This is a genomic window from Deinococcus sp. AJ005 (genome assembly GCF_009017495.1).
In the GTDB taxonomy this organism is placed as follows: Bacteria; Deinococcota; Deinococci; order Deinococcales; family Deinococcaceae; genus Deinococcus.
Window position 1 is genome coordinate 2,418,040 of sequence record NZ_CP044990.1, and the last position, 13,351, is coordinate 2,431,390.

Consider the following 13,351-nt stretch of genomic DNA (forward strand, 5'->3'; position numbering starts at 1 on the left):
AAGAATGGAGGGACGACTGGTCTGCCCAGCATCAAGAAGATGGTGTCCCACTGTTTTTTCCAGCTTGACCAAACCGCCTTGGGTCTTCCCTAATTTAGACGGGGTGCAATTTTAGACTGGAAGCGCTATACCTTGTGTCACCCCTATGGATTCTTCCTCGCTGCGTGAACGTCAGAAGGAGCGCCGACGCGCCCGGATCTACAGTGTTGCCATTGAGCTGTTCAAGCGCGGCGGCTTCCAGACCACCACGGCCACCGACATTGCCAAGGCCAGCAACGTTTCGCGCGGCACCTTCTTCAACTATTACCCCTACAAGGAAGCCGTGCTGCTCGATTACGGCTCCGAGGTCATGGAGCGCCTGCGTGATCAGGCCGAGTCGCGTCTGGCCCAGGGCATTGCCCCGCTGACCGTGCTGTACGAGGTCTGGGACGCGTTGGCTGAGGAAAACGCCCGCGAGCGCGATCTGTTTCCCCCGCTGGCCTACGAGGTCATGAATCCCAACCCCGAACGCGCCCGCACCGCGTATCAGGCGCTGCCGCTGAGTAAGGTGATCGAATTGATCCTGCGCCCGCTGCACCAGAGTGGGCAGATGCGCACGGACCTCAGCTTGCAGCGCATCAGCAACCTGATCGCCGACACGTACCTGATGGTGGCCCTGCGCTGGAGCGCCTACGGCACTGAACGCCCCTTGCAGGAGGAAATGCGGCTGGCGCTGAATCTGCTGCTGGAAGGCGCGGTTCGGCGTGATCTGGTGCGGCAGTAGTTCTGACGCAGAGTCAGGTTTTTGGGTGGCTGCTTGTGGTTTAACCCCTCTTCCGCGAGTCCGCCCCTCTGGGGCACCTCACCTTGGAAGGGAGGCAAGAGTTGCGGAATTGACGTGCCAGTCACGCTCCTTGGCTCCTTTTAAGGAAAGCAGACTGGCTGGCACAGCTCCGCAGGAGAGGGGTCCGCCTTCCAGCTCAGCCGCACCCCATCACCCTCCTTGCAACTTTCCCGGCTAGACTGCCAGGAACGCCCTTTCCCCTCCCCCCCATTTCCGAAGGAGCCTTCCCCTTGACCCAGCCTGAACTGCGCATCGGCACGCCCCGGCACGCCTTTCCGTTCAGCCGGGGGCTGGTGGTGGAGTCGCTGGTGAACGCTGGGGCCTCGGGCAACGTGGCGGCGGCGGCAGCGCGGCGCATCGAGCAGAATCTGCGGCTGTCGCGGCGCAGTCTGGTCACGCCGGGTGAATTGCAGGCTCTGATGACCGAGGTGGCGCGCGATCTTGCCGGGGAAGAGGTGGCACGGGCGGCCCAGGCGCAGATCCCCGCCTTCGTGGACATTCTGGTCACGGCCAAAAAGGGTGACCTGCCCTTCAGCCGAGGCGTGCTGGCCCGCACGCTGGAAGACGCCGGCCTGACCGGGCGCGAGGCGTATGCCACCGCCAGCGCCGTGGACGTGGAGCTGCGCCAGGAGGGCGTGCGAAGCCTAAGCGCCGAGGACATCGACAACCGCACCGAGCGGGCGCTGGCCAGGCGCTACGGCGAACATCTGCGCCTGACCTACCGCTACCTGCGCCACAACCGGGGCAAGCTGGGCGTGATCAGCAGCGGGAGTACGCTGCCCACACCGTTTTCCAAGGGCATCCTGACCCAGTCCATGCTGGCCGCCGGGGTTGCGCCCGATGTGGCCCGCAAGGTGGCCCGCGTGACCCAGCGCGACCTGCGCGGCCAGGAAGACCGCGTGGTCACGCGTACGGCCATCCGCACCAAGGTGGAGGCCCTGCTGCGCGACGAGGTGGGGCCGGATGTCAGCGCCCGTTACCGCCTGCTGCGCGTGATCCGCCGCCCGCCGCGTCCGGTGATCGTGCTGCTGGGCGGCGTCAGCGGCACCGGCAAAAGCTTTCTGGCGGCAGAAATCGCGTACCGCCTGGGCATTGCCCGCGTGGTCAGCACCGATTCCATCCGCGAGGTGATGCGCGCGATGGTCTCCCCGGCGCTGCTGCCCACGCTGCATGCCAGCACCTTTAACGCCTGGGAGGCGCTGCTGCCCCCCGGCACGCCCCGCCCCGAGACCCCCAGCAAGCGGGTGCTGCTGGCCGGTTTCCGCGATCAAGTGCAGCAGGTCAACGTGGGCCTGGGCGCGGTGGTGGCCCGCTCGGTGCAGGAGGGCAGCAGTCTGGTGCTGGAGGGCGTGCATCTGGTCCCCGGCTACCTGCGCGCCGACGCCTTCGCCGGGGCGCTGGTGATCCCGATGCTGGTCACCCTGCCCGATCCCGAGGAACACCGCCGCCACTTCCAGAGCCGCGACGTGGAAACCGCTGCCAGCCGCCCCCTGCACCGCTACATGCAGTACTTCGGTGAAATCCGCGCCATGCAAGACGAGCTGGAAGACCTGGCCCGCCAGGAGGACGTGCCACTGCTGGACGGCCTGACCCTGGACGAGAGTGCCGATCAGGCCGTGGACGTGGTTTTGCGCCGCGTGATGGTGGCCCTGACCCCCCAGGAACGCGCCGACCTGCTGGGCGATCCGGGGGACGGCGAGGCGGCGGAGCTGACACGAGGTACGGCAGGGAACTGAAACAGGGCCATGCAATCGGACCCACTACGTTCTGGAAGAAGCGCGAAAAAGCCCTCTCCCAGCGGAAGAGGGTATTTTATTCCTCGAAACTCAGTTCGCCGAGCGGGTCAGTTCCAGCACCTTGCCGGACTTGGTGGTCAACTTCAGCGCCCCACCATCCACCGCGTAACCTGTCACTTCCGATAGGTCCTGCATGAAGGTCTGTTCCTGCTTGCTCATGGCCTCATCGGCACAGGCGCGGCGGGTCATGCCCAGCGCCCCAAAAGTCAGGCCCGCGTCCACGACTCTGTAATCGCCCATGAAGAGGTTGCAGCCCGTGTTGCCGTTCACACGCCCGTCCGCACCGAACATCACCGTTAGAGGTTCCTCACTCTGCGCTCCTGTCAGGGTCCAGTTGCCCTGGAGTCCGTTCTGAGTCTTGTTCTGTTCCACTGCGCCTCCCGTCCTGCCCACCATTTTAAAGACCGCCTTCGACGTGCCGGAGGTCAGAAGCAGCGTGTCACCGATCCGCGCGTAGACGCGGGCCTGTCCCAGCACATTCAGGACACGAGTTTCCAGTGCATTCTGTTCGGGCGCGCACAGCTTGCGGGTGGTGGCGAGCGGACCAAAGCGGAAAGTCTGCCCAGTGAGCGCCCCGGAAGTCGTGAAGGTGTTGCATCCAGCGGACCCAGAAATCTGCTCGCCCTGCACGGTCAGCGTGGGGATGTCCGTGCCCGTGGGGGCGGTGGTGCCCTGCGCATCGGTCAGCGCCGTCAGGGTCCAGTTGCCGTCGGTGGCGGGCGGTGTGGCCTGGGCGGAGGCGAGGGCGGAAAGGCCGAGCGCGGCACTGAGCAGAATGGTCAGGGGTTTCATCTTGTTCTCCTGCGGGAAAGGTGGTGTGGAGGTGCGGGGCAACCTCTTTTCTCACTATCAGACTGCCGCCGCCGACTGACGGGCGGATGACGTACCGCCTCACGCGGACTTAGACAGGGGTGCTAAGAGCCACAGAAAGTCAAAGGAAAAGACCCCAGGCCAGCGCCCAGGGTCCGTTTCGAAACGTTAAAAAGCTTCAGTCGCCCCGGAAAATCTTGCCCACCTTGTCGAAAAAGCCCTCGTGCTTCTCGTTGACCTCGTCGCCCACGGCGCGGGCATAGGCCAGCAGCGCCTCACGGGCTTCGGGGGTCAGGTCTTTGGGCTTCGGCACGATCACGTCGTATTCCACGATCAGGTCGCCGCTGCCGCGCCCCTGCAAGCGGGGCATGCCCTGACCGGTCAGGCGGTGTAACTCGCCATACTGGGTGCCCGCCTTCACCTCCACGGCCTGTTCGCCGTCCAGCGTGGGCACCGTGATCTGGCCGCCCAGCGCCGCCTTGGCAAAGCCGATGCGGGCCGGGTAGATCAGGTGTTCCTGCTCGCGGCGCAGCGCCGGATGGGGTTCCATCTCGATATGCACGTACAGATCGCCGCTGCCCCCCGGTCCCTCGTTGCCCATGCCAGACACGCGAATCCGGTAGCCCTCGTCGATGCCGCGCGGCAGCTTGACGCCCACTTTCTCGGCCTTTAGCGTGCGACCACGGCCCTTGCAGACGGTGCAGGGGTCCTGAATGATCTGGCCCTCGCCCCGGCAGGTCGGGCAGGGCTGCTGCGTTTCCACCACACCGAAGATGGTCCGGGCCTGAGCGCGCACGGCCCCCGCGCCCCCACAGGTGGAACAGGTTTTGGGCGGCTTGCCACCCGGTTCGGTCTTGCTGCCGTGGCAATGTTCGCACTCGGTCAGGCGGTCCACGACCACCTCGACTTCCTCGCCCGCACGGGCCTGGAGCAGCGTGACCTGAACCTCGGTTTCCAGATCGTCGCCGCGTGCCGGGCCGCGCCGCCCACGTCCGCCCGCCATGCCGCCAAACAACTGCTCGAAGATGTCCATCGGGTCAAAACCCGCACCGCCCATGCCGCCGAAGGGATCGCCGCCGGGCATACTCGCCCCCGGCGCAGAGCCGAAGCGGTCATAATGGGCGCGCTTCTCGCTGTCGGACAGCACCGAGTACGCCTCGCTGATCTGTGCGAATTTCTCGTGCGCGCCCTCTTCCTTGTTGCGGTCCGGGTGGTACTTGAGGGCCAGTTTGCGGTAAGCAGATTTGATTTCGTCGGCGTTTGAAGTCCGGGTCACGCCCAGCAGTTCGTAATAATCCATGTGTCGTATTCCGCCGGGCAGCCTTCATCTTAGAGACGTCATTCCTGACTCTGAGGTGCCGGGCCTCCGCCCACTAGGTTAACATGACCACACTCAGGAAAAGTGGGCGGGGCGCAGTCTCAGGAAGGGCGCAAGTGGCAACCACCGACGCTCGCCAGCAATTTCAAGCGTCACGGCAAGGCCACCCTGCACCGGGTCCAAAATTCCCAGCTTGACACCCCGGCCATGAATCCGTAGGATACAGAAGTCCAATTAGTTAGCCATCTAAGTAGTTTTGTTGTCCCACCCGCCGGAGGAATCTTTTGACCCAAAGTCCTGCCCCTGTTGCCCGCCTGAGCCTTGAAGCCGTGAACGCGCTGAGCGCCGACGCCTTTACCGACTACTTTGCCGGGGTGCTGGAATACTCGCCGCAGTACGCCCAGGCCGCTGCCGCCCAGCGCCCGTTTCAGAATATGGAAGAGGTGGCCGACGCCTTCAGGGACGCCGTGCAGGCCGACTCCGAGAGCGCGCAACTGCGGCTGATCCGCGCCCACCCGGATCTGGCGGGCAAGGCAGCTCTGGCCGGTGAACTGACCGCCGAGAGCGCCCACGAGCAGGCTTCGGCGGGTCTGGACCGTCTGACGCCCGAAGAATTTGCCGAGTTTGGACGGCTAAACGACGCCTACCACGAGAAATTTGAATTGCCCTACGTGGTCTGCGTGCGCGAGAACGACAAGGACAGCATCTTCGAGGGGGCCAGGCAGCGGCTGGCGAACACCCCGGAGCAGGAAAGGCAGGCCGCCCTGCACGAGATCAGCCGGATTGCCCGGCTCCGCGTTCTGGACCTGATCGCCGACGGCGACGGGAAATAGGGGGAGGAAGCGACATGACGCAGACCACAGAAAAGAAGGCCACCGTGAAAGTCAAACTCGGCGAGAACAACTACGGCAAGGCCGAGATCAACCTGATGAAGATCAACCGGGGCGGCAAGCGCCACGAGATTCGTGAATTGCAGGTGCGCGTGGCGATGACCGGCGATTTCGATGCCGCGCACAGCAAGGGCGACAACTCCGAACTGGTTGCCACCGATACCGTCCGCAACACGGTGTACGGGCTGGCTAAGGAAGGCTTTACGAGCAGCCCCGAAGTGTTCGGCAAGGAACTGATCGCGCACTTCGTCAAGACCGGCCCCAAGGTCACGGGCGGCTTCATGGAATTCACCGAACACCTGTGGGACCGCGTGCAGGTGGGCGGCCAGGGCCATGACCACTCCTTCGTGCGCCAGATGCCCAAGCGCACCGGACGGATTGAGAGCGAGGACGGCAAGGCGTTCAAGGTAACCTCCGGGATTGCCGAGCTGTACGTGCTGAAGACCACCGAGAGCGGCTGGGAAAACTACCTGCTAGAGGAGCGCTTCACCACGCTGCCCGAAACCCACGAGCGCGTCATGGCGACTTTCGTGACCGCCAAGTGGGAGTACAACACCGATGACGTGGACTACGACGCTGTGTGGGACAAGGTCTTTGGACAGCTTCAGGAAACCCTGACGGACCACTACTCGCCCAGCCTCCAGAACACGCTGTACCTGATGGGCGAAGCGGTGCTGTCGCTGTGCCCAGAAATCTCGCGCATCTGGTTCCGCATGCCCAACATGCACCACCTCCAGTACAACCTGGGCCGCTTCGACCTGGACAACAATCTGGAGATCATGCACGTCGATCCCGAACCCTACGGCCTGATGGAAGGCTGGGTCGAGCGCGCTTAATGGCCGCCCACGCCGGACTGAGTACGCACGTGCTGGACACCGCGCGGGGCCGTCCCGCGCAGGGCATTCCGGTCCAGTTGCACCGCATCGAGGGGGAGACGTGCAAGCCGCTCGCCGAGGCCGTCACCAACGCCGACGGACGCACCGACGCCCCACTGATCGAGCGCGGCAGCCTTCAGAGCGGCACCTACGAACTGACCTTTCATGTGGCCGACTATTTCTCGGACTTTGACGCGGCCACCGATCCGCCCTTTCTGGACGTGGTGACGCTGCGCTTCACGGTGGGCAACCCAGACGCCCATTACCACGTTCCGCTGGTGATGACGCCGTGGTCCTACAGCACCTACCGGGGAAGCTGAGTTTCAGCCCTCAAATTCAGCAGAGTTGCCCGCGAGACCATCTCCGGGCGGCTCCGTTTTGCCTGATGCTGAAAAGCAGAAACCTATGCTTCTTCATCCCCGTCCAGCAGGTAGGTCACCATGCTGCGGCAGTGGGTAAAGCCCATGCGGGCGTACAGGGCGCGGGCAGAATGCAGGTGATCGTGGGCACGCACGCGCAGGGTCCGCAGTTCCGGGTGGGTCTGGGCTTCCGCTGCGGCCAGAGCCAGCAGCACGCGGCCCAGGCCCTGCCCGCGCTCGGCGGGATGCACGGCTAGATACGTCACGTCAGCGCGGGCGTCGTCGGGGCTGAATTCCAGCTCGGCAAACCCCACCGGATGGTTGCCGCGCCACAGGGCCACCAGACGAACGGTATCGTCGGCAAAGTGGGCGGCGTACTGCTCGGGGGTCCAGTCCAGGCGTCCGGCCCAGGCGTCCTCGGCGGCGCGGTACAGGGCGCGGTACTCGGCAATGGGCAAGCTATCCGTGGTCCGCATTCCGTCCGGCACACGGGCACCACGCGAGATCTGGGCCAGCGGCGCGGAATAGAAGGCGGTGCTGTGCAGGGGCGCAAATCCCGCCTTCTCCAGTGCGGTCCGCACCGGCAGGTTGTCGCGGGCGCTGAAGGCATAGACGGGCTGGCCGTCGGTGTGCTGCACGGCGCGGCCCAGCAGGGCCTTCATGGAGCCGCCCTCGCTGCCAGCATTCTCGGCGATGGGGCCTTCCAGTACCAGACCATCCCGGAAGGGGGACAGGGCGCAGTAGGCGCGCACACCGTCGTCATCCTCCTCGACCAGACACAGCCCTTCCTCGCACTCCAGATGCAGTTCGCGCGGGTCACGGGAGTCGGGGGCGAAGACCTCACGTTCGGGGGCGGCGTCCATCCAGTGGAGCAGCGCGAGGACGTCGGGAATATCGGTGGCCTGCATGGAACGGATCATGGGGGTGTCCTCCGTGCGGAAAGGCGATATGAACTGGCGGCAGCTTGAGGTTCTGCCTTCCAGCCTAGGAGGCGGGACGGCGCGCTGTCTGCCGAGTGCGTCACGTCCTTTTCTGCCGCGCCGTGCTATGCTGGGCGCATGCCCTGAACAGGGTACGACGCCTGCCTCCTCCCAGACACGAAGCCGTGTTTGAGAGGCCTTTTCTTTTTTGGGGGTGCAGGTCAGCGCGTCAGCCCAGCAAAAAAGACAGAAGGCAGGGAGGCGGGGACGTTTTTCGGAGGTGTTCGCCGTGACCAAACAGTCCAGCAAGCCGATTGGGATCAACCACAACCGTCAGGGGGGCCGCCACAGCGTGACCGCCGCGCCGCAGACCCCACCCCGGAAGCAGGCACAGCCTCCGTCTGCCCTGCTGGCCGAGGTCCAGACCGGGACCGATCTGCTGGCCCTGCGTGCCCAGTTGTCGCGCGCCGAGAAAGCGGCCCGCCGCGCCCCCACGCCTCTGCCTGCCCGCGCCGTGCGCCCGGCCCCGGTCAAGCCCCAGCGCGAGGTAGAGCTGGTTGGAATCGCCACGGACGACTTCAGCCTGTCGCGCGCCCACGCCAGATTGCGCGACGCTGTGTACGACACGCACTATCACCTGTGCCCACACGCCATCGGCCACGCCCGCGCCGAGGGGTTTTTAGAACACGACATCATCAATGTGCTGCTGTGCGGGCGGGTGCGGGCGGTGTACCCGGAAGACCGCCGCTGGCTGGTCCACGGCTCGTTTGAAGCCTGCGGCGTGGCGCTGCCGCTGCATGTGGTGGTGCAGTATCACCGGGACGGGCATCTGGACATCGTGACCGCCTTCGTGCCCAGACATCCGCACCACATCATCAGCCGCGCGAGGCTGGCGGTAATGCTGCGCTACGACGACGAACAGATCAGGGTCCGCACCAGCACGCCAGGGGCAAAGGCGGGAGCGCGCGGGCGGGGGCGCTGGAAACGTTGAGGGGCTGATGCGGAGAGATTGGTGACGGCCAGACCCGTAGACTACCCCTCTCCCCTGCTACCCTTGGCCCCGTGACCCGTTCTGGCCTGTCCGACACCATCGCCGCCATCGCCACCGCCCCCGGCAGCGCGGGCGTGGGCATTGTGAGGGTCAGCGGACCGGACGCGTTGAACGTGGCCGACGGCGTATTCAGGGGCAAGCGCGCACCCTCCAGAACGGCAGGTGGGCGTTTTCTCTTTGGGGAACTGATGGCGGACGACGGCGAGGTGCTGGACGAGGGGCTGTGTCTGGTCTTCCGCGAGCCACGCAGTTACACGGGCGAGAACGTGGTGGAACTGCAATCGCACGGCAGCCCGGCAGTCCTGACACGCGTGCTGGCACGGGCGCTGGAACTGGGCGCACGTCCCGCCCGTCCCGGCGAGTTTACTTTGCGGGCGTATCTGGCGGGACGCCTGGATCTGGCGCAGGCCGAGGCCGTGCTGGGGCTGGTGGAAGCCCAGACCGACGGCGCGCGGCGGCAGGCCAGCCTGGGGTTATCCGGGGCACTGGGCGCGCGGGTGGCGCGGGTGGCCGCTGGACTGATCCGTGCCCTGGCCGCCATCCAGGCCATGCTCGATTACCCGGAGGAAGGCGTGCCGGACGAGGACCGAGCCGAGCCACTGGCCCAGGCACAGGCCGAGTTGAAGGCGCTCCTGGCCAGCGCGCGTGCCGGACAGGTCAGCACGCGCGGCGCACGGCTGGCCCTGATCGGGCGGCCCAATGCCGGGAAAAGTAGCCTGCTGAACGCCCTGGTGGGCTTTGAGCGCAGCATCGTGACGCCCATTCCCGGCACCACCCGCGATTATCTGGAGGCGGGACTGGAACTGGCAGGCGTACCCGTGACATTGGTGGACACGGCAGGACTGCGCGAAACGGTGGACGAGATCGAGGCGGCGGGCGTGAAACAGGCGCGGGCGTTGGCCGAAGCCGCCGATCTGGTGCTGGTCTTGGAGGACGGCAGCGCAGCGCGCGAGGAGTTGCCGCTGGACGTGACAGGGACACCCACGCGAGTCATCCAGCTCAGGACGAAAAGCGATCTGCTCGCCGCGTGGACAGACACGGAGTTGCTGGACGTGAGCGCGGTGACGGGTGCTGGCCTCCCCGAGTTGCGTGAGGCGGTGCGGGTGGCCCTGCTGGGAGACGCGGCACGGGGCGAGGCGTGGCTGACCACCGAGCGGCAAGCAGATGCGGCGCGGCGGGCGCTCTCGCATGTGCAAGCGGCCCAGACCCTGCCCGACGATCTGGCCGGCTATGAGCTGGAAGAAGCGTTGCGTGCCCTGGCCGAGATCACCGGGCAGGACGTGCAGGAGGATGTGGTGGACGCCGTATTCCGTAACTTCTGCGTGGGCAAGTAAGAGAGGCAATCAGCCGTACTTCGCGCGGTGTTCCTTCTTCAGACACATGTAGTCCTCGTTCGCCTCCGCCTCATCCCATTTCGCCTTGAAGATGCGGGCGGACTCGGCTTTCACGGGGTCCTCGGGCTTGCGGGGCAATTCCTCCCGCCCATGTGCGCCGCTCTGGCCTTTTTTATCGTCGGGGACGGGGCCGTCGTATTTCTTGCCGCCCTTGTGATTGGCGTAGCGGCGGGCGCGGGTAAAGCCCATCTGCAAAAACTTGCGGGCCATGTCCGCGCCGACAAAATCACCAGCTTTCAGGTACTTCTCGAACATGGCATAGATCGCCTCGCTACTCTCACGGGCCACATCCGGCGTGGCGAACCGCCAGTGGGGCAGAATCTCGCCCTTGTATGGCTGCACCAGCAACACGCCCTGCTCACCCCGGCCCACACGGTACAGCTCTGGACGAGCGCGCAGGTCCAGGTCGGCGTAGTTCAGGTCATAGTCGAATTTGGGCATTCACGGTCCTCCCAGACAGCAAAAAACGGACTGCCGGAATAAACCAGCAGCCCGCCTCTACCTGTCCGAACCTCAGTTCAGACGGTCGTCGTCCATGATCGCCTGAAGCATCCAGCGGATCTTGTCGATGGTGGCCGCGTAGCCGTTGTACATGTCGGAAGTGGCGGGGTCATTGGCCTCGTCCACGGCCTTGCTGTCGTCACGGTAGCCCCTGGACACGCGGGTCAGATCGCTGACCAGATCGGCGACCTGGGCGCGGGCGTCACGCACGGTTTCGGTGGGCACCTTGACCACGCTGAAGCGCTCCAGGTCGCTGGGCGCGGCGATGGGACTGCCGCCCAGGGCCACCAGACGCTCGGCCTGCTCGTCGATGCCGGGGAAGATTTCGTCGATGAACTCGTCGTAGGCCAGATGCAGATCGCGGAAGAAGCGGCCCCGGATGTCCCAGTGGTACTTCTTGAACTTCAGGTACATGCAGATGGTGGTGGCGAGGTTGCGCTGCAAGGTCTCGGCGACGGTATCGAACTCGCTCTCTGTCAGGTAGTTGTGGTCCACCAAGGCATTGAACGCCGTATCCAGGTGGGCCGCGTCAGCCTTGGCCTCGCCGCCGGGGGTCACACCGGGCTTGGCGGCCTTGGCCTTGCTCGCCTGATCGGCGGCGCTTTTGCTGGCCTTGCTGGGCGTGGAGGGATCGGTCTTGCTCTTCTTGGTCATGCCCCCACGCTACTCCCAGCGCCCCCACGCAGGCCATTTGAGTTCCTTTACGCTTGAGCGCCAAAGATGAGTTTGTTGCCCAGAACCTTCATCTCCACCTGCCCGGATTCCAGCAATTCGGTCAGGTGGGCGCTGATCACGGCGCGGTTGAGAAGGACAGCCCCGGCGTTGGTCATCTCGACATTTAGTGCGCCGCAGACGCGGGCCAGCAAGTCGTCGATGCTGGCCTCTCCCCCCTTCACCGCAGCCAACACCGCCTCTGTCGTCCGTTCATAGGAAGCGAGATTGGCTGCCACCAGTCCGGCCAGATCATCCGATGGATCGCCATGGCCCGGCAGGACTATTCGGACGCCCTCCAGTTCTGCAAGTGCCGCCGCGCTGGCTTTCTGCAACCCCGAATCGGCGCAGAAGGTCAGCGGGTGTTTGTTCAATGCGTCGGGGCCGAACAGGGCGTCTGCGGCATACAGCACCTCTCCCACGCGCACGGCGTACATCATGGAAGCGTGCCCGGCCACCTCGATCAGTTCGATATCGGCCCCACCGATGCGGCACAGCCCCGGCTCGGGAGCGAGGCGGGCGGGGCTGGGCGGCGCGAGCAGGAATTTGTTCTGCAACTCGCGCGGCGGGCGTGCGCCGAACAACGTGAGCGGCTCCAGAATCGGGTGGGTGATCAGGGCGTCTTCCATTGGTGGGGCAAAGACCTTGAGTTCGGGAAAACGCTTGAGAATGAAGCTATTGCCCCCGTGGTGGTCCGCGTGACTGTGGGTGTTCAGGATGCCGCTGGGCGTCAGGCTCGCCTCTGCCACCGCCCGCAGCAGCTTGCGCGCGTGCGAGTCATCCAGGCCAGTATCCACCAGCAGGGCGTCCGTTCCCCGGCCCACCACCACGAAACTGTTCACCGCGCCGGGAAAGTAGAGGACACCGGGGGCCAGGGCAATCAGGGGCATGGCAGACAGGGTAGCGTGGGGGCAGGAGGCGCATTCATGACCCTCAATGCCGAAATGCTCGTCACCCTGGCCGACATTCAGGCCGCCCGGACCCGCCTGAATGGCTGGGTAGCCCGCACACCGCTCATCGCCTTTCCCAACGAGAACCTCTGGCTCAAGGCCGAGAACCTGCATCCCACCGGGGCCTTCAAACTGCGTGGGGCCTTCAACAAGTTGCTGTCGCTGACGGCTGATGAACGGGCCAGGGGTGTGGTCGCCCATTCCAGCGGCAACCACGCCGGGGCAGTGGCCTACGCGGCGCGGGCGCTGGGCATTCCGGCGGTAGTGGTCATGCCGTCCGGTGCGCCGCAGACCAAGCTGGCGGCCACCCGCGCGTGCGGCGCGGAAGTTGTGCTGGTGGGCAACGCCAGCGAGGAACGCGCCGCAAAGGCCAGAGAGCTTGCCCAGCAGCGCGGCCTGACCCCGGTGCCGCCCTATGACGATCCGCTCATCATCGCCGGGGCCGGAACGGTGGGGTTGGAGATTCTAGAGGACCTGCCCACAGTCGGCACGGTATTGGTGCCGGTCAGCGGCGGCGGGCTGATTTCGGGTGTGGCGGTGGCGATCAAAAGTCTGCGCCCGGATGTGCGCGTGATCGGTGTGGAACCCGAACTGGCGGCGGACGCGCAGGCCAGTCTGCGGGCCGGAAAGCGGTTGGCGTGGGACGCTGCACAAGTCGCCCACACCCTGGCCGACGGCCTGCGCGTAACGACGCTAGGCGAGCTGACCTGGGAACATATCCGCGCCCACGTGGACGACATCGTGACCGTCAGCGAGGCGCAGATGCGGCGGGCGGTGCGTGACACGGCACTGCGCGCCCGATTGATAGCCGAACCCAGCGGCGCAGTAACGGTGGCGGCGGCCCTGTACGGCGGGTACGACTTCGGCCCTGGCCCGGTGGTGGCGGTGGTCAGCGGTGGCAATCTGGACGTGGAGTTGTTGGTGGAATTACTGGGGGGGTAGGAAGCGTGAGC

General features: G+C 65.5%; 14 protein-coding genes. 8 read left to right on the top strand and 6 right to left on the bottom strand.

Features of this window, described 5'->3' with window-relative positions:
- Nucleotides 1–145 precede the first annotated feature (145 nt).
- Together DAAJ005_RS13615 and DAAJ005_RS13620 are read left to right on the top strand one after the other, a co-directional pair.
- The gene (locus tag DAAJ005_RS13615; protein ID WP_075834238.1) at nt 146–763 is read left to right on the top strand and encodes a TetR/AcrR family transcriptional regulator; all 618 of its coding nucleotides are present in this window, start codon (nt 146–148) and stop codon (nt 761–763) included.
- Nucleotides 764–1,053: 290 nt separating this feature from the next.
- Complete coding sequence (locus tag DAAJ005_RS13620; protein ID WP_151847590.1) at nt 1,054–2,559, top strand: 2-phosphoglycerate kinase; 1,506 nt, start codon at nt 1,054–1,056, stop codon at nt 2,557–2,559.
- A gap of 90 nt (nt 2,560–2,649) precedes the next feature.
- Here DAAJ005_RS13620 and DAAJ005_RS13625 read toward each other — a convergent pair whose 3' ends face one another.
- Both DAAJ005_RS13625 and dnaJ read right to left on the bottom strand, forming a co-directional pair.
- Nucleotides 2,650–3,411, bottom strand: a complete 762-nt coding sequence (locus DAAJ005_RS13625; protein ID WP_151847591.1) for an META domain-containing protein — start codon at nt 3,409–3,411, stop codon at nt 2,650–2,652.
- Between the two features lie 196 nt (nt 3,412–3,607).
- A complete protein-coding gene (gene dnaJ / locus DAAJ005_RS13630; RefSeq protein WP_151847592.1) occupies nt 3,608–4,729 on the bottom strand; it encodes a molecular chaperone DnaJ in 1,122 nt (373 codons plus the stop codon).
- A gap of 302 nt (nt 4,730–5,031) precedes the next feature.
- On the opposite strand from dnaJ, the gene uraD reads away from it, so the two are divergent.
- The 3 genes from uraD to uraH are packed head-to-tail and all read left to right on the top strand — an operon-like array spanning nt 5,032 to nt 6,832.
- Nucleotides 5,032–5,580: a 2-oxo-4-hydroxy-4-carboxy-5-ureidoimidazoline decarboxylase gene (gene uraD / locus DAAJ005_RS13635; RefSeq protein ID WP_151847593.1), complete on the top strand. Its 549-nt coding sequence runs from the start codon at nt 5,032–5,034 to the stop codon at nt 5,578–5,580.
- Between the two features lie 14 nt (nt 5,581–5,594).
- Nucleotides 5,595–6,473 carry a factor-independent urate hydroxylase gene (gene pucL, locus DAAJ005_RS13640; RefSeq protein ID WP_151847594.1) on the top strand — a complete coding sequence of 293 codons (879 nt, stop codon included), beginning with the start codon at nt 5,595–5,597 and terminating at the stop codon, nt 6,471–6,473.
- Nucleotides 6,473–6,832 carry a hydroxyisourate hydrolase gene (uraH, locus tag DAAJ005_RS13645; protein WP_151847595.1) on the top strand — a complete coding sequence of 120 codons (360 nt, stop codon included), beginning with the start codon at nt 6,473–6,475 and terminating at the stop codon, nt 6,830–6,832. The genes pucL and uraH overlap by 1 nt, the downstream gene beginning before the upstream one ends.
- A gap of 83 nt (nt 6,833–6,915) precedes the next feature.
- On the opposite strand, the gene DAAJ005_RS13650 is transcribed toward uraH, so the two are convergent.
- The gene (locus DAAJ005_RS13650) at nt 6,916–7,791 is read right to left on the bottom strand and encodes a GNAT family N-acetyltransferase (RefSeq protein ID WP_151847596.1); all 876 of its coding nucleotides are present in this window, start codon (nt 7,789–7,791) and stop codon (nt 6,916–6,918) included.
- Between the two features lie 406 nt (nt 7,792–8,197).
- On the opposite strand from DAAJ005_RS13650, the gene DAAJ005_RS13655 reads away from it, so the two are divergent.
- Both DAAJ005_RS13655 and mnmE read left to right on the top strand, forming a co-directional pair.
- Nucleotides 8,198–8,782 carry a DUF4258 domain-containing protein gene (locus tag DAAJ005_RS13655; protein WP_151848560.1) on the top strand — a complete coding sequence of 195 codons (585 nt, stop codon included), beginning with the start codon at nt 8,198–8,200 and terminating at the stop codon, nt 8,780–8,782.
- A 71-nt stretch (nt 8,783–8,853) separates the two neighbouring features.
- A complete protein-coding gene (gene mnmE / locus DAAJ005_RS13660) occupies nt 8,854–10,176 on the top strand; it encodes a tRNA uridine-5-carboxymethylaminomethyl(34) synthesis GTPase MnmE (protein ID WP_151847597.1) in 1,323 nt (440 codons plus the stop codon).
- Nucleotides 10,177–10,185: 9 nt separating this feature from the next.
- Here the strand turns inward: mnmE and DAAJ005_RS13665 are convergent, their stop codons facing one another.
- From DAAJ005_RS13665 to DAAJ005_RS13675, 3 genes are all read right to left on the bottom strand, one after another.
- Complete coding sequence (locus tag DAAJ005_RS13665) at nt 10,186–10,677, bottom strand: DUF4385 domain-containing protein (RefSeq protein ID WP_192930766.1); 492 nt, start codon at nt 10,675–10,677, stop codon at nt 10,186–10,188.
- A 72-nt stretch (nt 10,678–10,749) separates the two neighbouring features.
- Nucleotides 10,750–11,391: a Dps family protein gene (locus tag DAAJ005_RS13670; RefSeq protein ID WP_151847598.1), complete on the bottom strand. Its 642-nt coding sequence runs from the start codon at nt 11,389–11,391 to the stop codon at nt 10,750–10,752.
- Nucleotides 11,392–11,438: 47 nt separating this feature from the next.
- Nucleotides 11,439–12,338, bottom strand: coding sequence for an MBL fold metallo-hydrolase (locus DAAJ005_RS13675; RefSeq protein ID WP_151847599.1), 900 nt, complete (start codon nt 12,336–12,338; stop codon nt 11,439–11,441).
- Nucleotides 12,339–12,374: 36 nt separating this feature from the next.
- Between DAAJ005_RS13675 and DAAJ005_RS13680 the strand changes: the two genes are divergently transcribed.
- Nucleotides 12,375–13,340, top strand: coding sequence for a threonine/serine dehydratase (locus tag DAAJ005_RS13680; protein WP_151847600.1), 966 nt, complete (start codon nt 12,375–12,377; stop codon nt 13,338–13,340).
- Nucleotides 13,341–13,351: the final 11 nt, after the last annotated feature.

Bases quoted from the DNA above. Each gene is read 5' to 3' on its own strand.
- DAAJ005_RS13615 (WP_075834238.1), top strand. From the start codon at position 146: ATGGATTCTTCCTCGCTGCGTGAACGTCAGAAGGAGCGCCGACGCGCC.
- DAAJ005_RS13625 (WP_151847591.1), bottom strand. From the start codon at position 3,411: ATGAAACCCCTGACCATTCTGCTCAGTGCCGCGCTCGGCCTTTCCGCC.
- dnaJ (WP_151847592.1), bottom strand. From the start codon at position 4,729: ATGGATTATTACGAACTGCTGGGCGTGACCCGGACTTCAAACGCCGAC.
- pucL (WP_151847594.1), top strand. From the start codon at position 5,595: ATGACGCAGACCACAGAAAAGAAGGCCACCGTGAAAGTCAAACTCGGC.
- uraH (WP_151847595.1), top strand. From the start codon at position 6,473: ATGGCCGCCCACGCCGGACTGAGTACGCACGTGCTGGACACCGCGCGG.
- DAAJ005_RS13650 (WP_151847596.1), bottom strand. From the start codon at position 7,791: ATGATCCGTTCCATGCAGGCCACCGATATTCCCGACGTCCTCGCGCTG.
- DAAJ005_RS13665 (WP_192930766.1), bottom strand. From the start codon at position 10,677: ATGCCCAAATTCGACTATGACCTGAACTACGCCGACCTGGACCTGCGC.
- DAAJ005_RS13670 (WP_151847598.1), bottom strand. From the start codon at position 11,391: ATGACCAAGAAGAGCAAGACCGATCCCTCCACGCCCAGCAAGGCCAGC.
- DAAJ005_RS13675 (WP_151847599.1), bottom strand. From the start codon at position 12,338: ATGCCCCTGATTGCCCTGGCCCCCGGTGTCCTCTACTTTCCCGGCGCG.
- DAAJ005_RS13680 (WP_151847600.1), top strand. From the start codon at position 12,375: ATGACCCTCAATGCCGAAATGCTCGTCACCCTGGCCGACATTCAGGCC.